18 protein-coding genes are annotated in these 22,351 nt (G+C 64.6%); 5 read left to right on the top strand and 13 right to left on the bottom strand.

Features of this window, described 5'->3' with window-relative positions:
- Positions 1 to 190: 190 nt before the first annotated feature.
- The gene (locus ACFFUC_RS14060; protein ID WP_377687254.1) at positions 191 to 1,099 is read left to right on the top strand and encodes a LysR family transcriptional regulator; all 909 of its coding nucleotides are present in this window, start codon (positions 191 to 193) and stop codon (positions 1,097 to 1,099) included.
- 93 nt (positions 1,100 to 1,192) lie between these two features.
- On the opposite strand, the gene ACFFUC_RS14055 is transcribed toward ACFFUC_RS14060, so the two are convergent.
- The 7 genes from ACFFUC_RS14055 to ACFFUC_RS14025 are packed head-to-tail and all read right to left on the bottom strand — an operon-like array spanning position 1,193 to position 9,061.
- The gene (locus ACFFUC_RS14055) at positions 1,193 to 2,272 is read right to left on the bottom strand and encodes a hypothetical protein (protein WP_377687252.1); all 1,080 of its coding nucleotides are present in this window, start codon (positions 2,270 to 2,272) and stop codon (positions 1,193 to 1,195) included.
- Positions 2,269 to 5,226, bottom strand: coding sequence for a toxin VasX (locus tag ACFFUC_RS14050; protein ID WP_377687250.1), 2,958 nt, complete (start codon positions 5,224 to 5,226; stop codon positions 2,269 to 2,271). The genes ACFFUC_RS14055 and ACFFUC_RS14050 overlap by 4 nt, the downstream gene beginning before the upstream one ends.
- Positions 5,223 to 6,209: a DUF4123 domain-containing protein gene (locus ACFFUC_RS14045; RefSeq protein ID WP_377687248.1), complete on the bottom strand. Its 987-nt coding sequence runs from the start codon at positions 6,207 to 6,209 to the stop codon at positions 5,223 to 5,225. Before ACFFUC_RS14045 ends, ACFFUC_RS14050 begins: the two co-directional genes overlap by 4 nt.
- Positions 6,206 to 7,108, bottom strand: coding sequence for a DUF4123 domain-containing protein (locus ACFFUC_RS14040; protein WP_377687246.1), 903 nt, complete (start codon positions 7,106 to 7,108; stop codon positions 6,206 to 6,208). The genes ACFFUC_RS14045 and ACFFUC_RS14040 overlap by 4 nt, the downstream gene beginning before the upstream one ends.
- A 6-nt stretch (positions 7,109 to 7,114) precedes the next feature.
- Entirely contained in the window at positions 7,115 to 7,507 is a 393-nt protein-coding gene (locus tag ACFFUC_RS14035) for a hypothetical protein (protein WP_377687244.1), read from the bottom strand.
- A gap of 16 nt (positions 7,508 to 7,523) precedes the next feature.
- Positions 7,524 to 8,273, bottom strand: coding sequence for a TIGR02594 family protein (locus ACFFUC_RS14030; RefSeq protein ID WP_377687243.1), 750 nt, complete (start codon positions 8,271 to 8,273; stop codon positions 7,524 to 7,526).
- Complete coding sequence (locus tag ACFFUC_RS14025) at positions 8,270 to 9,061, bottom strand: hypothetical protein (protein ID WP_377687241.1); 792 nt, start codon at positions 9,059 to 9,061, stop codon at positions 8,270 to 8,272. Before ACFFUC_RS14025 ends, ACFFUC_RS14030 begins: the two co-directional genes overlap by 4 nt.
- Positions 9,062 to 9,438: 377 nt before the next feature.
- On the opposite strand from ACFFUC_RS14025, the gene ACFFUC_RS14020 reads away from it, so the two are divergent.
- Positions 9,439 to 10,854 carry a Y-family DNA polymerase gene (locus ACFFUC_RS14020; protein ID WP_377687239.1) on the top strand — a complete coding sequence of 472 codons (1,416 nt, stop codon included), beginning with the start codon at positions 9,439 to 9,441 and terminating at the stop codon, positions 10,852 to 10,854.
- Entirely contained in the window at positions 10,851 to 14,294 is a 3,444-nt protein-coding gene (locus ACFFUC_RS14015; protein WP_377687237.1) for an error-prone DNA polymerase, read from the top strand. The genes ACFFUC_RS14020 and ACFFUC_RS14015 overlap by 4 nt, the downstream gene beginning before the upstream one ends.
- A 159-nt stretch (positions 14,295 to 14,453) precedes the next feature.
- Here ACFFUC_RS14015 and ACFFUC_RS14010 read toward each other — a convergent pair whose 3' ends face one another.
- From ACFFUC_RS14010 to ACFFUC_RS14000, 3 genes are all read right to left on the bottom strand, one after another.
- Positions 14,454 to 14,828 carry an MliC family protein gene (locus ACFFUC_RS14010; RefSeq protein WP_377687235.1) on the bottom strand — a complete coding sequence of 125 codons (375 nt, stop codon included), beginning with the start codon at positions 14,826 to 14,828 and terminating at the stop codon, positions 14,454 to 14,456.
- 194 nt (positions 14,829 to 15,022) lie between these two features.
- Positions 15,023 to 15,745: a DUF1428 domain-containing protein gene (locus ACFFUC_RS14005; protein WP_377687233.1), complete on the bottom strand. Its 723-nt coding sequence runs from the start codon at positions 15,743 to 15,745 to the stop codon at positions 15,023 to 15,025.
- Between the two features lie 388 nt (positions 15,746 to 16,133).
- Positions 16,134 to 16,847 (bottom strand): GntR family transcriptional regulator, encoded by a 714-nt coding sequence (locus ACFFUC_RS14000; RefSeq protein ID WP_377687231.1) that lies wholly within the window; start codon positions 16,845 to 16,847, stop codon positions 16,134 to 16,136.
- 341 nt (positions 16,848 to 17,188) lie between these two features.
- On the opposite strand from ACFFUC_RS14000, the gene ACFFUC_RS13995 reads away from it, so the two are divergent.
- Both ACFFUC_RS13995 and ACFFUC_RS13990 read left to right on the top strand, forming a co-directional pair.
- Complete coding sequence (locus ACFFUC_RS13995) at positions 17,189 to 18,223, top strand: ornithine cyclodeaminase family protein (protein ID WP_377687228.1); 1,035 nt, start codon at positions 17,189 to 17,191, stop codon at positions 18,221 to 18,223.
- A 131-nt stretch (positions 18,224 to 18,354) separates the two neighbouring features.
- Positions 18,355 to 19,668, top strand: coding sequence for an amidohydrolase (locus tag ACFFUC_RS13990; protein ID WP_377687226.1), 1,314 nt, complete (start codon positions 18,355 to 18,357; stop codon positions 19,666 to 19,668).
- Between the two features lie 91 nt (positions 19,669 to 19,759).
- Here ACFFUC_RS13990 and ACFFUC_RS13985 read toward each other — a convergent pair whose 3' ends face one another.
- The 3 genes from ACFFUC_RS13985 to ACFFUC_RS13975 form a co-directional block, all read right to left on the bottom strand.
- Positions 19,760 to 20,101, bottom strand: a complete 342-nt coding sequence (locus ACFFUC_RS13985) for a DUF2322 family protein (RefSeq protein WP_377687224.1) — start codon at positions 20,099 to 20,101, stop codon at positions 19,760 to 19,762.
- Between the two features lie 116 nt (positions 20,102 to 20,217).
- Complete coding sequence (locus ACFFUC_RS13980; RefSeq protein ID WP_377687222.1) at positions 20,218 to 21,885, bottom strand: amidohydrolase; 1,668 nt, start codon at positions 21,883 to 21,885, stop codon at positions 20,218 to 20,220.
- Between the two features lie 71 nt (positions 21,886 to 21,956).
- On the bottom strand, positions 21,957 to 22,310 hold the full coding sequence (locus ACFFUC_RS13975) for a cupin domain-containing protein (protein WP_377687220.1): 354 nt from the start codon (positions 22,308 to 22,310) through the stop codon (positions 21,957 to 21,959).
- Between the last annotated feature and the right edge of the window lie 41 nt (positions 22,311 to 22,351).

Genomic DNA, 22,351 nt, shown 5'->3' with positions numbered 1-22,351 from the left:
GATAAAGTTTGCTCGCCGTATCGAAAGCCTGCTGCAACAGACGGTCGAGTTCCTTGGCGTCAACGTCGCTCATTCTCTTCTCCTTGAAGAATGCTGTGTCCGATGACGCAAAACTGTCATGCCGCCGTGTTGCTTTGAATTGACGGTTGAGCCATTCTTGATGCGCTTTATGCATTACCAAAGGGCTGTCATGCGCGATCTTCCCGATACGACCCTGCTGCGCTCCTTCCTCGTTCTGGGCGAGGAACTGAACTTCCGTCGCGCCGCCGAGCGTTTGGCGCTGGACCAGTCGGCCCTCAGCCGCCGCATCCGCAAACTCGAGGGCGATATCGGCTATGCCCTGTTCGAGCGCACCACGCACGAGGTCTCGCTGACACCGGCAGGAAGCACGCTTTACCAAAGTGCGTCGCAGGTTCTGGGCAGCTACCGCAGCGCGATCGCTCGGGCCGCCGAGGTCGCGCAGGGCCGCGAGGGCAGGGTGAGGGTGGGCTACATGTCCTTTTCGGCCACGCGGGTGATGCCGCGGACGGTTGCGGAATTCGAGCGTCTTTATCCCAAGGTCCGCACCGAGCTGCGCTATCTGCATACGCAAAAGCAAAAGCTCGCTCTGGCCAATGACGAGATCGATATCGGCTTTCTGATCGGCCCCTACGACAATGCCGATTACCACAGCATCACCCTCGAGGCGGATCCGCTTTACCTCGTGACGCCCCGCGATCACCCCTTGCTCGCGCAAGAGAGCATTCGCGCGGCCGATCTGGCCGACCAGCGGCTGATTTTGGGCGATGTCACCGATTGGGGCGAGTATCGCCACCGTCTCGAGGATATTTTCGGCGCGCTCGGGCTTTGGCTCAGTCCGGCGCATGAGGCCGGCAATACGCTCGGCATTCTCGGCCTTGTGGCGGCCGGTTTGGGGGTGACGGTCTATCCCGCGAGCCTGCTCGATCTTTTGGGCAAGAACCTCGCCGCGCGTCCCTTTGCGGAGCCCTCGCTGCGGATAGAGACGGTTCTGGCGTGGAAGCGCACGAACCGCAGCCGCGCGGTTTTGAATTTCGCCGAGATTGCGGGGCGGTCGAAACAATCGGGACAGCGGGGCTGATTGCAGCCGGTTGCGCCATAGGCTTCGGGGGCAGGGTGCCCCGAGGGCGCGGCGGATCTGGGCCTTGTCGCCCGCGATTAGACTGCCGTCGGATCAGTCCCGCTTTTTCTCGCGCTTGATCATGTCCAACCGCGCAGGCAGCCCCTCGGGCAGACGGCCTTCGCGCGGAAGCAGCAGGCGCATCGGCTGCGGAGCCTGCGCGCTGCCTTGCAGATCGGGCGAACCCGCCCTGAAACCCTCGAGCCATTCCAGTTGCGCGACCCAGCGGTCCGAAGGGTCGATGACGCTCACGAGGTGGCTGTCATCAACGGGGGAATGGAAATCGCCCCATGCGGCGAGGGAAAACCAGCGGGTGCCGCCGCTACCCTCCCGATCCGCCAGCGCAAAAGCCGGAGAGGTGTTGCGCCCGATAGCCGCCATCGTCACCATCGCCTTGGACCAAGGCGCCGCATAAAGGCGGCCGCGCCGGACCGTATAGATCATGTCGCGCCTGCGGTCGAAGGCCAGCGGCGGCGCGGTTCGCGGCACGATGACCACGGCGGTCAGGACCAGAAGCGCAACGAAGAGGCTCAGGAAAAACGGATCCGACAGCAGGAAGGCCTGAATGGCCTTGCCGAGGCCGCCCAAATTCCGGATGGCGATCTCGCTGAAATAGAACTGGAAATCGTCGGTCAGGCTGCGGAGGTAATTGGCGAATATCAGGTCGTAGACATGGTGCTGGACATCGACGCCGCTTTCCGTCTGAACCATGCTGGTATAGCCGCGATCCGCCGGATAGAGGATGAAGCGCGCCGTCTTTTTGATCAAGACGAGCAGGCTCGCACCCATCAGCGGGACGAAAAGGAAGACGACCAAGACGATGCGGCGCAGGTGGTCTCCCGCGCTGCGCAGGATCGCGACATCGGCGTCGCGCGCGAGCAGATGGGGGCCGGTGGCGGGAATGCTTTTGCGGACCGAAGCCAGTGCGCTTCCGGCATCCGCCTGCCAATCCGCCAGCGCGGCGAAAGCATAGGCCGAGCCCGCGCCACGCTCGCGCGGCATCGGCGTCTTTCTGCGCAAGAGCAAACGGACCCTGTCCCGCTTGGCCAGCCGGGCGAGCAGGTAGATCCCGACCGCGCCGACGAGAATGAAGAATCCGATGACGGAGAAAACCAGCAGATCTTCGCTGTTCATGCGCTGCCACTGATCACGATCGCATCCCCCTCGCCACTGCCCTTGTCGTCCCATTCGCCGCCGAAGAAGTGATCTTTGTATTTGCGCGGAAGCACAAGGCCTGGCAGAGGCGTGTAGAGCCAACCCTTGTCCAGTTCGACCCGCAGCAGCTCCCAGTTGATGTCGTCGTAGGTGCTCGCATTCTGGTTCTCGGGCACCCGCAGAAAGAAGCTTCCGGTGACGATATCGCCTTGCGTATAGGTCGCGCTTTCCCAGAACTGGTCCGAGACATCCCAGCGGCTGCTCGCGGATTGTCTGAGCCTCGGGGAATCGGCAAAGACCACCGCCATGATCTTTCCGGTGAAGACCGAATATCCCGGGATGTAGTTGGGCAGGCGGAACGAGACCGAATAGGCCCTGACCGGAGCGGCGGTGCGGATCTTGATTCCCAGCCAATTGCGGTCGTTCGAGGTGATCGCGGCAGGGTCGGGGCTGTTTTGCGGCCAGTAGACGAATTCGTTGAACTGCTGCATTTCGCGCGCGAAATATTTGGGGAAATCGAAATCGGCCTTCTTTTGCACGATGTAGTCGCGTTGCCCGAGATGGGCCGAGCCGCTTGCGGCGCTGAACGCGACGCGGCTGGTGTCGCGCCAGTAAAGATAGGACCGGGAGGTTCCCCAATAGCCGTTCTTGAGCCAGCTCGTCACCGGATCATCGACGAAGAAGGACAGGACCGCGCCGAGAATGACCAAAATGAGGCCGGCAATCGCGCCGACGACGCTCGCACCCGTCGAAAGACCGACGAAGCCGCCCCAAGCCATCAAGATCGCGCCGACGCCCAAAGCGATATTCGACATCGTGCCGATATTGTCGCCCCGCCGGAAGGATTCCGCCGCGTTGAAGAGGTCGAGCAGACCAAGCGCAATGCCCGCGCCGCTCAGGACCTTGACGCCGACCGTGGCCATCATGGTGCGCGGCGCAGCAGCCACGCGGGTGACGGGCGGCGCTTCGCCGCCGCGCGCGACCACGGTTTTCACCAGATCCTGCGTGACGGTCTTGCCCTTCATCAAAGCCGTCAACTGGGCACGGCTGAGCTTGCCGGAAATCTGGTAGCCGCGGGCCTCTCCCATGCCGGCCCTTGCGGCCAGCTTGCTGGTGAATTCGAAGAGCTGGTTCATCGTGTCGATGGTCGTCAGGGTGAGGCCGAGATAGGGGTTGCTCCCGATCGCGCCCGCCATCCCGCTCAGTTTGGAGCGCTCGGTCGCCGCCATCAGCTCCATCATGTTGAGCGAATTCGCGAGAATGCCGAAACCGGAGGCGACCGCCCCGACCGTTGCCACCCCGTCCGGTCCAGCGACATGGACGATCCCGTCATATTTGTACAAGCCAAGCGGCGTCTGGACGTGGTGAACCCTGTGGCTGCGGTTGAGATTGTCGGTCGAGGAGGTCTCGCGCGGACGCCGGTTGATTTCTTTCATCGCGTCGTCGACATTCACAAAAACCCGCGTCACCGTGCGGTTGTGGATGTGCTTGCCGACGATGTTCACATCCTTCAAAAGCTCCTCGCGCCCGAGCTTGGTGATCTCGAAGGCCATCGGCAGGGAGATGTCGCGCAACAGCTCGTCGGCGGCCTGCGTGATCGAGGTCCTGTAGCTGGCGTATTCCTTGACCGACGTCAGCCCCGCGCCCACGATCTGCATGAAGGCCTTCACGGGATTGAGCTGTTCGGTCCACCGGTCCGGTGCCATCAGCACTTTGGACACCCGCTGTTGTCCCGCCTGCGAGCCGATGATCGTGGCGACGCAATCATGGGCGAACCGCGCCAGTCCCGCGACATCGCGGCCGTCGGTCGGCGTGCGGTCGAAGTTAAGAAGATGGGTCTGGAGCGAACCCGGTGTCGCATCGGGGCTGCGCAGGCCCATTTCGAAATATTTCTGCCAGGCATCGAGCGGCCCTTTGATCGTGGCCTCGAAGTTCTTGAGCGTTTCCTCGGCCTCGATCAGGAAGCTGTCGCGCTCGGGCCTGATCGCGTCGCCCCATTTCTCGAGCGCGTATTTCTTGAAATAGGACAGGCGCGGATCGAGCAATTGCTGCTTGGCGTAATTCTGCATGACCTGCGTCGCGCGGGCGGTGGTCAGCGCATAGGCGTTGACCTCGAGATATTGCGCGCGGATCGCCATGCGGTTGGCATGCGACATCGCCATCTCAAGGACGACACCCGCCGGATCATGCAGCGCGATCATGACCGGAGCGACCTTCTTTCCCTTCGCCATCGGCACGTTGAGGATCGCTGCGGGATCGATCTTGGCACCCGGAGTTTCGCTCAGGACGCGCCAGTCCTCATGCGGCTGGACAAGGCCGTTGGGCGAGAACTCCTCGACCTTTTGCGCCAGCTCTGACAAGGGCGCGGAAAAGGTTGCGGCCGAGGGTGCGGTCAGGGTGACGCGCCGCATCACCTTGTCGCGAAAGCCGTTCTCGTTGTTGTGGGCGCGCTGGAATGTGGCGCGCGACCACAGATGTTCGATGAAGCAGATATAGATCTCGGTCGCGCTGTCGGGTACGAAAGCGATCGGCGTCGCCGCGCCGCTCTGGTGCCAATCGGTGTCGCCGGGCTTCCACGTCCAATGCGTAAAGCTGCCGCCCGCCGGAGTGGCGTTGCGCGCATAGGAAAAGATCGACCAGGTGCGCTCCTTGACGTCATAGATCATGACATGTCCGCCGCGCAGCTGGCGCAAGGCAAAGCCACCCGTCGATGCGGGCGAGCTCGGGGAGGCGAAGGGCGCGAGGCTGGCGGGATAGGTGAAGCCGCCGTTGACGTCGCCTTTCAGATCGCCCCAGCCGATGCGGACCGGATAGATCGAGATGATGTCCTCGCGTTCGCAGGGCGCTGTGGTCGCGGCGGCAGAGCCCGAAGCCGACAGCGATGCGATGCCGTTGTTTTGTCCGGTCTCGTAAGTCGTTTTGAAATCGCTCATCTGCGTAAAACCCAATCATCGTGAATAACAGGGGCCTGCTCCGCGCCTTCGGCAAAGCGGCGGGCCCGTTCGGTCTGCTGGCCGGGGCTGTCGGGAAGCTGCAGGATCCGGGAGATTTCTTCGGCAGAAACGGCGCGGCCGCGCGTCAAAGCACCCATCGCGATATAGGCCATCGCGCGCTCGGGCCCGACGCCGGCGGTCCATGCCGCATCGATGGTGGCATCGACAATCCGGTGCCAGTCATGCGCGCTCAGATCATGCGCATTGCCTTCGCTCAACAGAACCGCATCGGCAATCTTGCGGCGCTGCTGGATGCGGCGGATCTCGGCCATGATATGGCGGTAGGCCGCATCGAGCTGGAAGGGGATGTTTGCCGGATGGGCGGGCGGGGTGTCGTCGTGGTGATGGACGATCATCGCGGGAGCATCGGGATCGGGGATCCAGTAGCTCTCGACCACGGTTTTACCGCGATGGCGGTACCAGCGTTCGCGCCGGGCACCATCATTTTCGAGATGCCCGAGAATGACGGGCAGGGCATCGGGGCAGTAAAAGCGCAGGAAATAGCGCTTGCCCGCCTCGTCGGGGATTTGCGTGAAGCGGCGCAAATGGCTGCGCAGCGTCTCGAGGTTTTCGGTCGAGCGCAAAAAGACCGCGCTGCGCAAGGGCCAGAGCCCGCCGCGCCCGTCCTGCGCCATCGTGAAGAGCTGCCGCGTCAGCCGGTCGTCCTTGCCCAGCCGGAAGATCCACGCCGCCCAGTTTCCGAGCTTTTCGACCGCTTCCCCGCCAAGAAGGCAGGCGAAGGGCGCGCCCTGTGCGAGGGTCTCGGCATCGAACATCGCGATCCGTCCGGCATCGATGATCGCATAGGTCTCGGCTCCGGGCGCGAAAAGGGTGCTCTCCAGTTCGGGCGGAACCGAGCGGCGCGGGAATTCTCCGAACTGGCTATCGAGCAGGGCGGGGACAGGCAGGATCCGGCGGCTCATGATGCCGCATCCTGTCGCGTGATCGTGGTAAAGCCGCCCTCGGCATTCACCGCGGCCAGCGCCGAGATTCCGCGACAAAAAGCCGCCAGATCATCGGGCGCGAGATTGGCGACCAGCGTGCGGAAAACCAGAGGGTCGAAGAAGCGGAAAAAGACCCGCCCGCCGCGCGCGGGATCTTCGAGCATTGTGAATTTGCGCAGATGACGCCACACCCCTTCGAGCGAAACCGGACTTGCCAGAAAAATTCCGCTTTGCAGGGCCGATGAGGGGCTGGCCTCGCGTCCGTCGGGCAGGGGGCGCAGCAGTTTCGCGGTCAAGGGATTGTCGGGGCGCAGCGCGACGAGATAGGGCGCGGCCGCGGCATGGATCTGGGCGGCTTCGCCCTGAAACAGGCATTTCCACGCCAGCCCCGAGCCCTCGAGACGTTCGGCCAATCCGAAGACCGAGGCACCATCCAGAACGGCGTAGACCTGTGCGCCCGCCTCGCGGACGGCATCGGGCAAAAGGTCCATGCCGCTGTCTTGGGGGCGGGAGCGGAGTTGGGGTTTGGCGGTTGAGCCGACCACCAGCCGGTCCGGCAGGTGCGCACCGGCGACACGGGCGGGTCGCGGCGGGGTCGCGACGAGGGCGGCTCCGTCGGAAAGCCGCGCCAAAAGTTCGGCCTCTTCGTCAAGCGAGGCTGTGCTGTCCAAAGCGATATGGCGCACCGAAAGCGGGGTGCCGAAATGGCTGTCCGCGCGCTGCAGGGCCGCATCCTCGGTCGGCGCGCGCACCGCAATGCGCATCCATTCGCGCACGGGCTCGGCTGCGGAGCGGGGCGCTGCGCCGCGGGTCAGCTCGGCTTCGATCAGCCATTGCTTTTCTTTGGCGCGCAGCGGCGCATTCAGGCCGTAACTCATTGTTCGTCAATACATGTAATTGCAAAGATAATCGCTGTGCAGCCAGCCTGCGATGCTCAGGCTGCCGCGGTTTTCCTCGGGCAGAAGGTTGCCGTCCTGAGCCACCTCGTAGATCACCGTTTTGGTTTTCGCCCAGTTGTCCTCTACCTCGCCGGTCAGCTCGACGATCACCATCTCGCCCAGCTTGGCGATCTCGACCGAGGCGCGATCGGGGGCGGTGCGCAGCGACAAAAACGAGCTCGGGCCCTTGAGGCCGCAGATCATGGCGCGCCCCTCGATCGAGCTGCGCGCACCATCGGCCCAGACATTGCCGCTCAGCACGACGATGCCGCGTTCCTCGGCTGCGTAGGCGGGCAGGGCGGTCGTGCATAGTGCGGCGGCGAAAAGGACGTTTCTCATGGCGCGGCTCCGGACATTACGATTCAGATCCTTTCCCGCCGATCTTTCCGCTATAATCCTCGAGCACGCAGCACGAATAATCATAGCCCTTCGGCAGCATGAAAGCATGGAAATCGGAGGCCGGATAGGCACTGACATTGGTGGTGTTGCTTTGGTTGCCGCCCAGAATCGCCAGATATCCGGGCTTGCCGGGGACGGTGCCCACGACAAAGCCGACATGGCCGCCGCCTTTGCGCGTCTTCACGGCAATCGCACCGTAAACCGGCCGGCTGGCCTTTTGCCCGTCCGGCCAGCGCGCCTCCCATTCGCGGGCGCGAAAGGCATCGGTGGCGATGCCGTATCCGGCGGTTTTCATGACATAGGCCACCAAAGAGGCGCACCAGGCATTTTCGGCGCCGGAATCGTCCTTGCCCCAGAATTTCGCCGCCTTGAAATATTCGGCGATGCGCGGGTTCATCTTGGCCCCCGCATATTCGGACACGCCTTTTTCGCCCAAAGCGATGGGCATCCAGTCGGGTGGCGGGCAGCAGGTCTGGGTCGATTGGCCGTCGCCCGAGGCACCTGTCTTGGCGGCATCCTCCTGAACTTCGCGGGCGAGCGAGTCGCTCCCGTTTCCTGCCGCGGTCCCCGAGGTCGTGCCGGAGGTCGGGCCCGAGCCGTTTTGCGATGCTGGCGGAGAGAAGGGCGTGACCTTGGGGGCGGCAAAGCCCTGCGTCAGGCCGGCCCAGAAGCCGATGCAGCCTTGTGCAATCGCGGGGGGGATCATTGTTCGGGCTCTCCCTCGATCTGTTTCCAATAGGCGACAAGCGCTTGTCCCAATGCAAGCCGGCGTGCGTCGGCACCGGCTTCGGGCCGACTGCTGGCCCCGTCAGGCTCTTCGCCCGCCAAGGCCCGCGCGAATTGCGGATAAAGCGGGTTTTGCGCAAAGTTGACGCCAAGCACCAAGCCGATACAGGCAAAAAGGATGCCGTCCTGAAAGGAGGGCAGGACGCGCGCGGCACTCCGCACCGCCTGCGTCGTATGGTTGTGGCGGGCTTTCTCGTCCATCAGGGACCAGATCGCGGGCGCGAATTCCGCGCACCACACGTGCGGATCCGTGCCGCGGGCGGCAATGGCGCGCTGGTCGGAATAGAGGCTCTGCATCAGCGTCGCGACCCGATTGCGGTTCTCCAGATCCGCGCGCATGGCCTTGTGCCAGATCTCCAATCCGGTCAGACAGCGCGACAGGAAGGCCCGCGGGGTCGCCGGTCCCTCCCAATGGCCGCCATGGGACAGCATGCTGGCGGGCATGTCGTCATCCCACCAGCTTTGCCCCCAGTAAATTGCAGGCGCGAGCGCCGAGAGCTGGTCCTGTTCGGAAACCAGCCCGCCCCGTGCCATTCCCGCGAAATGCGCGGTTGTATATTCTTCCAGATCGCCGTCGCCGAGATGGGCGATCCGGTCGGGGAAACGGCGACGCAGAAATGCGGTCGAGCGTTCAATCCGCAGGTTGCGACGCTCGGCTTCGAGCGCCTGTGATCCTGCATTCGTCAAAACACGATCTATGGTAAACATGCGTGAGTTGTCGGGCAAATCAATGTTAAAGTAAAGTGAGCAAAGCGCCTTTGGCGGTGTAATCCGGTGTGCTTTTACAGTGTCTGTTTGGTGCCGGATCGGGTGGCGCCGCAGGCGGGCTCGCAGGGACCGGCTCCTCGACCTCTCGGCCCCGACCTGCGCAGCGTTCGCTGATCCGGCCCGGCTCGGCGGCCCGGCTCGGCGGTCCGGTTGCGGACGCGGTTCGGGTTGCAACCAAGGGCCGCGCGGTGGACTCGACTTTGCCTCATTGCCGGCCTATCTAGAACAAATAGGGAACACTTAAAGTCGGGTTGTGGCTCGGGATGACGCGACGGCTGCTGGTCATAGCATTTACGAGGCTCGCAAGCGACCTCTGGTTGCGCAAGCGCCCCGTGGCGGGGCCCTTTGCGCTGATCGCGCGTGCGGGCAATTCCGACCGGCTGCATTGCGTCAACAGCGCGGCGGCGGGGCTGGGGCTTCATCGCGGCATGCCTCTGGCCGATGCCCGCGCGGTCTTTCCCGATCTGTCGACCGCGCCCGCCGATCCCGCCCTCGAGGCCGAGGGGTTGCGACGGTTGCGGCGCTGGATGCTGCGCTATGCGCCGCTGGTCGGGCTCGAAGGCGGCGAGGGGCTGGTGGCCGATATCACGGGGGCCGCGCATCTGCTTGGCGGCGAGGCGGCGCTGCGCGAGGATGTGCAGGCGCGGCTCGAACGCGCGGGCTTTGACGCCCGAACCGCCATCGCGCCGACGCGAGGCGCGGCATGGGCACTGGCGCGCCATGGTGGCGGCGTTATTGCGGAAGGCAGGGTGGAGCAGGCGCTGGCCCCGCTGCCGTTGGCGGCGCTGCGCCTGTCCGATGATCTGCTGGAAAGCCTTGCGCGCATGGGGCTGAACCGCATTCGGGATCTGATGGACCAGCCCCGCGCCCCCATGGCCCGCCGCTTCGGCCCGCAACCGGCGCAGCGTCTGGATCAGGCTTTGGGCCTTTTGCCCGAGCCGATCGCGACCTTTGCCGAGGCACCGCATTTTGATGTCCGCATCAGCCTGCCCGAGCCGATCGGGCTGACGGCGGATGTCATGGCGGGGCTGGACCGGCTACTGGAACGGCTTTGCGCAAAGCTGGCACAAGCGCAGATGGGGGCGCGGCGTCTGCGTCTGGATCTGCAGCGCGTGGATCACGAAACCCTGCACATCGACATCGGCCTTGCGCGGCCCATGCGCGATCCCGCCCGCATCTCGGCCCTGTTCCTGCGTCATGTCGAAGAGGCCGATTCCGGCTTCGGCATCGAAGCCTTGCGCCTCGAGGCCCATGTGGTCGAGCCTCTGGCCCCCGAGCAGATCGGCAATCAGGCAGCCAAGGCCGAGGATGATCTCGCCGATCTGATCTCGCAGCTGGGCAACCGCCTCGGCTTTGGTGCCGTCATCCGTGCCCATCCGGTCGAAAGCCGCTTGCCCGAGCGCAGCTTCGTCAAGGTTCCTGCCGCCTATCGCCCGCCCAGCCTCTGGCCAGCCCGTTCGGGGCCGAAACGTCCGGTGATCTTTTTCGCGCCCGAGCAGCTGGTCTCGGTCTCGGGGCACCCGCCGGTTTCGTTCCGCTGGCGGCGCATGGCGTTTCACACATGGCGCGCCCATGGCCCCGAACGCATCACCCCCGATTGGTGGGAGGATGATCCGGCATGGGGCCTGGGCATGCGCGATTACTGGCGGGTGGAGACCCGCGAAGGCCCGCGTTTGTGGCTGTTTCACACTCCGCAATCCCCCGGTTGGTCGGTGCAGGGAGAATTCCTGTGAGCGGCTATGCCGAACTTTGCGTGACCTCGAATTTCAGCTTTTTGCGCGGGGCCTCCCATCCCGAAGAGCTGGTCACCCGCGCCGCCGAGCTGGGGCTGAAGGCGATTGCCATCACCGACCGCAATTCGGTCGCGGGGGTGGTGCGGGCCTATTCGGCGTTGAAGGAACTGGCCCGCCTGCGCGAGATCGAGGCCGAAAAGCTGGCCGCCGCCCAAGCCGCCGGCGATGGGGCGGGGGCTGATGGAGGGGCGAGGGCGGATGCAGCGTCAGGTGCAGCAGGGGCGGCTTTGCGGACAACCGATGCCCCGCAGATCCGCTCGGCCCTGCGTCGGGACGGCTCGAGCCGGCAGGTTCACGGCAAGGCGCCCGCGCGAACGCAGCTTGGGGCCGCGCCCTTGCCCAAGCTGATCGCCGGTGCGCGGCTGGTTCTGACCGACAGTCCCGTCCATTGGATCGCCTTGCCCAGGGATCTTGCCGCATGGTCGCGGCTGACGCGGCTTTTGACGCTTGGCAAACGCCGCGCGCCCAAAGGCGAATGTCGTCTCGGTCGTGCCGATCTGATCGACTGGGGGGCGGGGATGATCCTGATCGCGCTGCCGCCCGATCCGCTTGAGACCCCGCCGCCCGAAGCCGATCTGCAAGAGATCGCCCGCCATTTCCCCGGCGCCTGCTTTCTGGGCGCGGCTCCGGTCTATGACGGGCGCGACGCGCAGCGGCTGACGCTTCTGTCGGGCCTGTCGCAGGCGCTGAACCTGCCGTTGACGGCGATGGGCGATGTGATGATGCACCGCTCGGCCCGCAGGCCTTTGGCCGATGTGCTGACCTGCCTGCGCGAGGGCTGCACCATCGATACGATCGGTCTCAGGCGTCTGGCCAATGGCGAGCACCGCCTGAAATCCCACGAGGAAATGGCCCGCCTTTTCGCCCGCGTCCCTGCCGCCATCCGCCGCACCATCGAAATCGCCGATGCCTGCGCCTTTGATCTGGGCCAGCTGCGCTATCAATATCCGGACGAGGCGCTGAACGGCGAACCGGCACAGGCGCGGCTTGCGCGACTGACCCGTCAAGGGCTGCAAAGCCGCTATCCCGCCGGCCCGCCCGCCAAAATCGTCAGCCGCGTCGAAAAGGAGCTCGCCCTGATCGACGAGGTCGATTACGCGCCCTATTTCCTGACCGTGCACGATATCGTGGCCTTCGCCCGTTCCAGAGGGATCCTGTGTCAGGGGCGGGGCTCGGCGGCCAATTCCGTTGTCTGCTACCTGCTCGGCATCACCGAGGTTCCCCCCGAAAGCATCACGCTGATCTTCGAGCGCTTCATCAGCAAGGATCGCGGCGAGCCGCCCGATATCGATGTCGATTTCGAACACGAGCGCCGCGAAGAGGTCATCCAGTGGATCTATGAACGCTACGGCCGCGAGCGCGCGGGACTGACGGCGGTGGTCATCCATTTCCGCGCCCGCGCCGCAATCCGCGAGGTCGGCAAGGTCATGGGGCTGAGCGAGGATATCACCGCGCGGCTCTCGGGGCAGATCTGGGGCTCTTCCTCCCGCGCGCCGGAAGAGGACCGCCTGCGCGAGGCGGGGCTGGACCCCTCGGACCGGCGGGTGCAGCTGGCGTTGCGCCTGATCGGCGAGATCATCGGCTTTCCGCGCCACCTGTCCCAGCATGTCGGCGGCTTCGTCATCACGCAGGGGCGTCTGGACGATTATTGTCCCATCGAAAACGCCGCGATGGAGGACCGCACCATCATCGAATGGGACAAGGACGATATCGACGCTCTGGGGCTTTTGAAGGTCGATGTTCTGGCCCTCGGCATGCTGACCGCGATCCGCAAGAGCTTCGAGCTGCTGGACCGGCATCGCGGCGAATATCGCGATCTGGCCAATGTGCCGCCCGATGACGGCAAGGTCTACGACATGCTCTGCCGCGCCGATGCGATCGGGGTCTTTCAGGTCGAAAGCCGTGCGCAGCTGAACTTCCTGCCCCGCATGAAACCGCGCAATTTCTATGATCTGGTCTGCGAGGTCGCCATCGTCCGCCCCGGCCCCATTCAGGGCGGCATGGTCCATCCCTTCATCAACCGCAGACAGGGCCTCGAACTGGTCGAAGACCTCGGCCCCGCGATGATGGAGGTGCTCGCGCGGACCTATGGCGTGCCGCTCTTTCAGGAGCAGGCCATGCAGATCGCGGTGGTTGCCGCCGGTTTCACACCGGCCGAGGCCGACCGGCTGCGCCGGTCTCTGGCGACCTTCAAGCGCATGGGCACGATCGGCGGCTTTCGCGCGCGCTTTGTCGGCGGCATGCTGGAGCGCGGCTATGACGCCGATTTCGCCAACCGCTGCTTTGCCCAGATCGAGGGCTTCGGCTCTTACGGTTTTCCCGAAAGCCATGCCGCCAGTTTCGCGCGGCTGGTCTATATCTCGGCCTGGATCAAATGCCACCATCCCGCGATTTTCACCTGCGCGCTGCTCAATGCGCAGCCGATGGGCTTTTATGCCCCCGCCCAGCTGGTGCGGGATGCGCGCGATCACGGGGTCGAGGTCAGGCCGGTTTCGGTCAATGCCTCGGAATGGGATTGCACGCTCGAGCAGCGCGCGGATGGAGAGCTCGCCCTGCGGCTGGGGTTTCGCCAGATCAAGGGCCTGCGCGAAGAGGATGCGCGCTGGATCGTGGCGGCGCGCGGCAACGGCTATCCCGATGTCGAAAGCCTGTGGCGGCGCGCGGGGATCCCCCCCGATCACCTTGCCCGTCTGGCCGAGGGCGATGTCTTCGGCGATACCGGCCTGAACCGGCGCGAGGCCCTGTGGCAGGCCAAGGCGCTTTGCGGTCCCAGACCTTTGCCGCTGTTCGACATGGACGGCGAGGGCGGGACCGAGCCTGCGGTCCATCTGCCCCGCATGACCCTGGGTCAGGAGGTGATCGAGGATTATCTGGCGATGCGTCTGTCCCTGCGCGCCCATCCACTGGAGCTTCTGCGGGCGGGCCTGCCGGAAAGTCTTCCCAATCAGGCATTGCCGGCAAGGCCAGCGGGACGGGTCACGATCACCGGCCTCGTGATCACCCGCCAGCGTCCGGGCACGGCCTCGGGCGTGGTGTTTCTGACGCTCGAGGATGAAACCGGCACGGCCAATGTCGTGGTCTGGCGCAAGATCTACGAGACCTTCCGCACCGCCGTCGTCACGGGGCGGCTGCTGCGCGTCACGGGCCGCCTCCAGCACGAGGGCGCGGTCACCCATCTTCTGGCAGAGCGGATCGAGGATCTCTCCTCCCGCCTTGGCGCCTTGGGACGGCCCTTGTCTTCGGGCGCGGAGACTTTCGGGGCGGAGACCGAAAAGGGCGGCGAGACGCAGCGCCCGAATGCGCAGCCCAAAGGCCGCTCCGCCGCGCGCCACCCGCGCGAACAGGCCAAGCGCCTGTTCCCGAGCCGCGATTTCCACTGATGGGCGAAAGCCCGTGCCGGAAGGGTAGGCAGGCAGGAGCAAACAGAGGGGCCGAGCCGCTGACGCCCGCCACCGGCTCAGGATCACTCGATCCTCAAGTCCCTCCGCCTCAAGTCCCTCGGCCTCAAGTCGCTCGACCTTGATTTGCTCGGCCGCAAATCACTCGGCGGCAGGGTAATCCGTCGAGGTGCATTCCGTCAGGCTGCCGTCTTCCATCTCGTTTTCCAGCGTCGCGCTGTCGCCCTTGGACCACCAGATATAAGGCCCAGAAGCATAGCGCGCGCCCGAAGCCGAGACGACATTGACAAAAACACGCTCGTCACCGTCCACCGGCAGGAGCGCCAAGGCATTCGCGCCGGCATTGACATATTGCACGGCAAAGGGCTCGCCTCCGGCACAGCTATAGGTCGCCGTAAGAACCGAACTGGTCGGGCCGACCTCCAGCGGGATGGTGACGGCAACCTCGGCAGAAGCCGCGCCCCCAACAAGGCCAAGCACAAGCGCGGAGAGGGCGGGAAGGGCTGAACGGATCATGGAACCTCCTGAATTTCCTTGATTCATAGCGTCCGCCGGAATCCGCCACAAATCACAATCTGCGGCGATGGGCGCGAGCCGGTCGCGGCTTGGGCGTGGCAGGGCACGGCAAGCGGCAAGGATCCGAAGACCACGCCACGCCGGTTACAGGCGGCAAGCCGGCGGGCGGAGCCCATATCTTCCCGCACCGCGCGTCAGGCTTGAAAGTCGGTGATCCTTTCAAAGCCCGCCCAGAACATGCGCTTGCCGTCAAAGGGCATCTCGGGGAAGTCCTTACCCTCCATATCGGCCTCCATCGCTTTGCCCGCCGCGTCGCAGACGGCTTTGTCGGGCCAGGCGGTCCAGCTGAACACCACCACCTCACCCGCTTCGGCCTTGGTCGCGCGGTAGAAGTCGGTCTGTTGGCCTCTGGGCACATCCGCCCCCCAGGCCTCGACCAGCGCAAGGCAGCCATAGGGTTTGAACGCCTCGTCCCATGCGGTGCGCGCCATGGCGAGATAGGCGGCCTTGTTGGCCTCGGGCACGGCGAGAACGAAGCCCTGAAGATAGCCCGCGCCCTTGTCGTTGCCCTCGCTCAGGATCGGATCGAAACCGCCGAAGATCATGCGTTTGCCGTCGAAGGGCATCTCCGGCAGGGATTGCATGTCGCCATCCTGCATCATGTCTTCCCAGGCTTTGTCGGCGACGGCCCTGTCGGGCCATTCCATCCAGGAAAAGACAATCGCTTCGTCGGGTCCGGCCGCGACCGCGCCGTAAAAGTCGGTGAGCTTGCCTTTGGGCACGTCGATGCCCCAATGATCGGTCATACGGGTCGCGCCATATTTGCGAAACAGCGGCCACATGGCGGCGGCGTGATCGATGAGTTTCTGCCGGTTCGCGGTCGGGACGGCCAGAACAGAGCCGGTGTAGTAAGCCATATCGTGTCTCCTTCCAGTGACGGATATCAAACTTCGGCTTGAGGAGATTCTGCCGCGAACGGGTCCAAAAATCAACTTTAGCGGTCGTGTGCTGGCCGCATGATCCGGCCTGCGGCGAATCAGATCCGGCGCGCATAGCGGCCCGGATCGGACGCGCCGGAGCGGGTTGTTTCGTCTAAACAATGCGCTGAATGGTCGGGAGGCTTCGTGCAGGCGACACAGCGCGCAGCCCAACCGGCAAGCGGCATTCCGCGCAACAACCCTGACGTGTGGCAGAGGGAAGGGCTGCCCGCTCTTTGGTGAGGATCAAGGACGGTCCGTAGCGGGGGCTGCCCTTAGCGTCGGCTGGCCGACAGACCGCTAAGGCATAGGCAACCCGAGGCGGAACCTAACTGAAAATCGCCGCGAAATCGGGCTCCTCATCATCGTCGAGCTCCAGCCGGAGCGTGCCTTCGAGATGGGCGAGATGCTGTCCCATACAGGCACAGGCCGCAGCGCCATCGCCTTGTGCAAGGGCGTCGACGATTGCTTGGTGCTCCTCGACCGGACAGCTCGGGACCAGCCCGCCGCCATAGAGGCTGACGATGAGCGAGCTTTGCATCAGGACCGGTTCAAGCGTGCCCAGAAACACGCGGCTGTCGGACAAGCGGGCGAGCATGATGTGGAACTCGCCGGCCATGCGGATGGCCTCGCGCCGCTGGCCTTTGTCGCGGGCGGCGATCTCGGCGCGGACATGGGCGCGCAATTGGCGGATCACGGCGGGATCGGGTTTGGCGGCGACCCGCTCGACGACGATGTTTTCAAGACTCTTGCGGATGGTGAAAACGTCGCGCGCATCACTTTCGCTCGGGCGGATGACGAATGCGCCACGGTTGGGGATCAGCTCGACCAGCTTTTGCTGGGAAAGCGACAAAAGCACGCGCCGGATCTTCGCGCGGCTGACCGAGAAGGCGGCCGCCAAGGCCTCTTCGCCAAGCTTGGTTCCCGGGCGAAGGCGCTGTTCGTAAATTGCCTTGACGATATCGCCATGGACCCGTTCCTCGTCGGAGGGCAGGCGCGCCCCGTCCGGATCGGGCATGTTCCCGCTATGACCTTCGCTCACCGGTGCACCCGTTCCGTTCGTTTCCCGCATTCCGTCATCAAGGGGGCACCCGCGCCTTCGCGGGCAAAAGCGTTGGCCCTCTTGGTCTTTGTCGCGGCTTTTGATCCGCCTGTCACCGGCAATAGCGCCTTGCGCCGCTCCGTCAAGATTTTGGCGGGTCGATGCTGTCGGTCCTTCGAGCCTCATCACGAAAGCTTGTAAGTAATTGTCAACATCTGTATTTGATATTGTGCACAATTAAAGTCAGTAAAGGCAGGGCCGAGAGACGGGAAAGACCGTCGGGCCATATGGGAAACGACTGCGCCCATCCATTGCCAGCCCAAACACAACCGGAGCCGCCCATGAATGCCGATGCCCGTGCCGATCAAAACCAAGCCGTGAAAACGACGCTTATCCTGTCGCGCTCTCAGGTCGAGGGGCTCGTGACCATGGGCGAGGTTGTCGCCGAGGTCGAGACGATCTTCGCCGATCTTTCCAAAGGCACCGCACTACAACCGGGGGCTTTGTCGATGTCGCTGCCCTCCGGCTCGGGGGCGTTTGTTGTCATGCCTGCGCTGGCCGACCGTCAAAATCTTGCGCTCCTGAAGTTGCTGGCGGATGTGCCGGACAATGTGGAAAAGGGCCTGCCGATGCAGCGTTCGGTGATCACGCTGGTGGCCAAGGATACCGGCGCACCGGTCGCGATCTTCCACGGCCAGATCCCGACCCGTATCCGCACGGCCGCCGCCAGCGCCGTCGCCTCGCGCCATCTGTCGCGTCCCGACAGCCGCATTTTGGGCCTGATCGGTGCGGGGGCGCTTGCACTTGAACATATCCGCTCGCATCTGGTCGTGCGTCCGATCGGGCGCGTTCTGGTCTGGTCGCGCAAGGATGCGACCGTCTCCAATCTGATCGCCCTTGCTGCGCAGGAATTTCCGGACCTTGTGGTCGAAGCGGCCGCTTCAAAACAGGAGGTTTTTGCCCGATCGGATATTGTCTGCACGCTGACCCCTTCGCGCGATCCTGTGGTCGAGGGGGCTTGGTTCAAACCCGGCCAGCACATCAATGCGGTCGGTGCGCCGCCGCGCGGGGATCACCGCGAGATCGACTCGGCGGGGATGGCGCGGGCGCGGGTCGTGCTCGATTGCCTGCCGGTTGCCATGCATGATTCCGGCGATCTTCTTCTGGCGATTGCCGACGGGGCGCTGGACGGGGACCAGACCTTTGCCGAGCTCGGCGATATCATTGCCGGCAAGACGCAGGGGCGGACCTCGGCGGAAGAGATCACGCTTTTCAACTCGGTGGGGCTGGCCCTTCAGGACATCGCGATTTGCGCCCTTATGGTGGCGCGCGCCCGTGCCAAAGGCATAGGCACCGAGGTCGATCTCGCCGGATAGGGCGGTGCTCCGCTGCGGCTCGTGGCCTGAACCAAGGGCGCAGCGCGCGGGCTGTGGATTTCCGGATATATTGTGAACAATACTATGCCGTCATTTTGGCGCAAGGCCGCGCCGCAGCACAGGAGGTCTCGATGATCGATACCAGCATCATCACCACGCCGGAAACAGCGTTCGCGGTACTCCCCGAGGCCTATTATCTGCGCAATGTCCGCCTCGAGACCGGCTTTGTCCACGAGCGCAAATCATGGCTCTCGCAGCCCGTCATCACCCATACCCGAACCGAGCTGAAGACGCTGCACATCGCGGCGGCCAAGATTGCCGCGATCCTCGACGCGGATGCGGTCATCCCGTCCGGGGCCGCCGTCCATGATGCGCAGGGCCAGCTGATGCTGCCGACATTTCGCGACATGCACATCCACCTCGACAAAAGTTTCTATGGCGGGCCTTGGGAGGCGAGCCTTCCGACCGAGCATAGTATCGCGGACCGCATCGCGCAGGAGCGCGCGCTTTTGTCCGGTCTGCTGCCGGTCGCGCAGGAGCGGACGGCCGCGATGGTGCGCTTGATGCAGTCCCGCGGCACCACGATTTGCCGCACCCATTGCAACGTCGATCCGGTCAGCAAGCTCGGCAATCTCGAGCATCTCAAGGCCTCGCTGGAGCGGGTCAAAGACACGCTCGAAGCCGAGATCATCGTCTTTCCGCAGCATGGCCTGCTGGCCTCGGACAGCGTGGGGCTGGTGCGCGAGGCTCTGGCTTCGGGCGGTGTCGGCTATCTCGGCGGTGTCGATCCGACGTCTTTCGACAAGGATATGGAGAAATCCCTTGATACCACCGTCGCGCTCGCGCTGGAGTTCGGTGTCGGGCTGGACATCCATTTCCACGAAGGGCGCGAGGCCGCCGTTCCGACTTTCCTGCGCCTCATGGGTCATATGGAGCAAAATCCGCAGCTTCGGGGCAATGTGACCTTCAGCCATGCTTTCGCGCTGGCCGAGCTGTCCGCGCCCGAGTTGGCGGATATGGTCGCGCGCATGAGGGCTTTGGGCGTCACTCTTGCAACCGCCGTCCCGCTCGGCAGGCAGGCCATGCCGCTGCGCGAGATCCACGAGGCGGGAGTCGACGTCATCTGCGGCACCGACAGCGTGATCGATTGGTGGGATTCCTTCGGCAATTGCGATATGTTGCAAAAGGCCAACGAGATCGCCCGCCTGCAATATCGCAGCACCGAATTCGATCTGAGTCGTTCTCTCGGCTATGCGACGGGCTTTGTCACGCCGCTCGACGACGGGGGCGTTCAGGTCTGGCCGAAGGTCGGCGACGACGCCAGTTTCAACCTGCTGCCCGCCAGCTGTTCGGCCGAAGCCGTCGCGCGTTTGCCCGCCCGTGGTGCCGTGTTCCACAAGGGCAGGCTGGCCCATGCAGGCAGGGAAACGTCCTTGGCCGGCTGATCAGGCTGGCGAGATCCGGACAAGGGTCCGGCAGGTGGGGGGCGAAGTCGGCGCGCGGGCAATTGATGCGCGCGCCGTCGCAGAACGCTTATCAGCCCTGTTTCTCGGTCGCGACGATCACGATGCTCAGGGGTGTCGCGCCAGCGGCGATCTCCAGCAAACGGTCGATATTGGGATGGGCGCCGGGACGGTTGCGGGCATCTTCGGTATGTTCGGCGAAAACCGCGAGGCCGTGGGTCGCGGCCCCGGCATCAAGCAGGCCGAAGCTCTGGTCGAGATATTGATAAACCGCGATCGAGCCCTTTTTGCCGGGCTGGTTTTCGATGGAGGCGACAAGCGCGCCATCGGGATCGACAAGATCAAGGCGCGCGATCGTGTCGATGGGCGGCAAAAGTGCGAGATTGTCTTTGAACGAGGTTGTGGGCCGGATCATCGGAGGGTCCTTTCGGGCGCTGTTTTTGCAGTCTCTCTAGCAGCTTTGGCCGAGCGCGCCCATGCCCTCACCATGCCCTTTCCGTCCCTTCCCGCGCGTGAAAGCCTCGCGTTGCCTTAATCCGCAAGGCCCGATTGGTGGAGGATGCGGCCGCCGCAGATCGTCAGCGCGATGCCCAGATCGGGGATCAACGCGGGCTCGGTCGCCTCGATATCGCCGCCGAGCAGCACCAGATCGGCGGCCAGTCCGGCGCGCAGCATTCCCGTCACCTGATCGCGATGCGCCGCCCAAGCGCCGCCCGCCGTATAGGCGCGCAAGACCTCCATCAGCGACAGGCGCTGGTCGGATCCCCCCTCGTAGGGCTTGCGCGTCATGGCCGCCGCGATGCCGCGCAGCACCGAGACATCGGCCACCGGCCAGTCGCTCGAAAAGGCGATCGGGGCGCCCGCATCGGCCAGATCGCGCCAGAGATAGGCATCTTGCCGGCGCGCCGCGCCGATCCGCGACAGCGTCGGCTGGAGCGGAAAGTCCATCACCCCCGGAGGATGGGGCGGCTGCACGCTGGCGGTAATTCCGAGCGCGCCCAGACGCGCAATATCGCCCGCCTCTATCAGCTCGATATGTTCGATGCGGTGGCGGCTGTCGCGGGCGCCATTGGCCTCGCGCGCCGCCTGATAGCCGTCGATCACCGCCCGCACCGCGCCGTCGCCAATGGCATGGACCGCGATTTGCAGGCCGCGCCGGTCGATCTCGGCGGCAATTTCATTGAAGCGCGCGGGGGCAAAGAGCGGCTCCGAGCGGTGGCCGGGCTGGTCGGGGTAGTCGTGCAGCATAAAGGCGGTGCCGCTGTCGATGACCCCGTCCATGAAGAGTTTGACAAAGCCCGAGCTGATCCAGTCATCCCCGAAATCCGCCGTCATCTCCGAGGCGCGTTCAAGCGCATCAAGCCCCATATGCGGCTTGAAATGGAAGGGCACCTTGACCCGCAGGATCAGGCTGCCTTCGGCCTGCATCTCGGCCAGAAGTTCCAAAGTGTAGCGGTTGCCGTCCATATTGACGAGACTGGTGATCCCGTGGGCGGCGCAATGCTCCATCCCCCGTAAAAGCAGGGTCTTGTCGGCTGCGCGTTCGGCGGCATTCGGGCGGGGGTCGGGCTCCTCTCCGGTCGCGATGCCGAGATTGATGCGGCCTTCGCCCGCATAGGCGATCACCGGACCGAAGGCCTCGAACTCGCGCAGTTCTCCGGTTGCGAGCCCGTCCGCGCCCATGACGACCTCGTGGCCATGCGGCATGGATGCGCCGTGAAGCAGGCCGGCGGCTTCGAGCGCGGCGGTATTGGCCCAGACCGTGTGCAGATCGGGCGACATCATCGCGATCGGGCGGTTGGCGATCATCGCATCGAGATCGTGGCGCGTCGCGGGTCCGCCCAGAATGTCGTAATGCGCCTCTTGCGCCATCAGAAGCGGCATATCTGGGTTTTTCGTGGCAAAACTGCGGAAGGCGGCGCCGACCTCCTCCGCCCCGTGCAGATGCCCGATATGGAGATGGGTCAGATCCGCGCCGCCCAGGCCGACATGGACATGGCCTTCGAAAAAGCCGGGCAGCAGGGTCCGGCCGCCCGCATCGATGGTTCTGGTCAAGGGACCCGCCTGAGCCGCGATTTCGTCCGCGCGTCCGACCGCGAGGATGCGGCCGCCCGACAGGGAAACGGCCTCGGCGCGGGGGCGGTCGGGGTCCATCGTCAGGATGCGGGCATTGGTCAGGATCAGATCGGGCGCAGTCATTTCGGTTGGTCCTGCAAAGGCCGTTCCGGTCCCGAAGGAGGCACCGGAACGGCGGCGCGGCTTACTGCGGCTTACTTCAGCTTGATGGCAAAATGCTTGCGCACCGGCGCTTCGATGGTCCAGGTGCCTTTGAAGTTTGGTTCGACCACGAAAGCGTCACCGGGGTTCAGCGTGACGGGCGCGCCGTCATCGGGGGTGATGGTGATGCGCCCCTCGATCAGATGCACGAATTCGTAGAACTGGTAATGCGCGCGCCAGGTGCCGGTCGTCGCCTCCCAGGTCCCCGAGATGACGCTGCCGTCCTGCGAGCTGTGCTGGATCCAGTAGCGCATGGTCGGGTTGCCCTCGATCTTGGTCCAGCCCTCCAGATCGGTGGTGATGGGCTCGGGGCCGGGGGCGGGGAAGCGGAAAACCGTCTCGCTCATATGCTGTCCTCATGGGGCGTTGCCTGCGTGATGGTCTTTGG

The organism is Paracoccus cavernae (assembly GCF_042430175.1).
Lineage (GTDB): Bacteria > Pseudomonadota > Alphaproteobacteria > Rhodobacterales > Rhodobacteraceae > Paracoccus > Paracoccus cavernae.
Note: the sequence above shows the minus strand (reverse complement) of the source record. Positions and strands in the feature narration are given on the sequence as shown.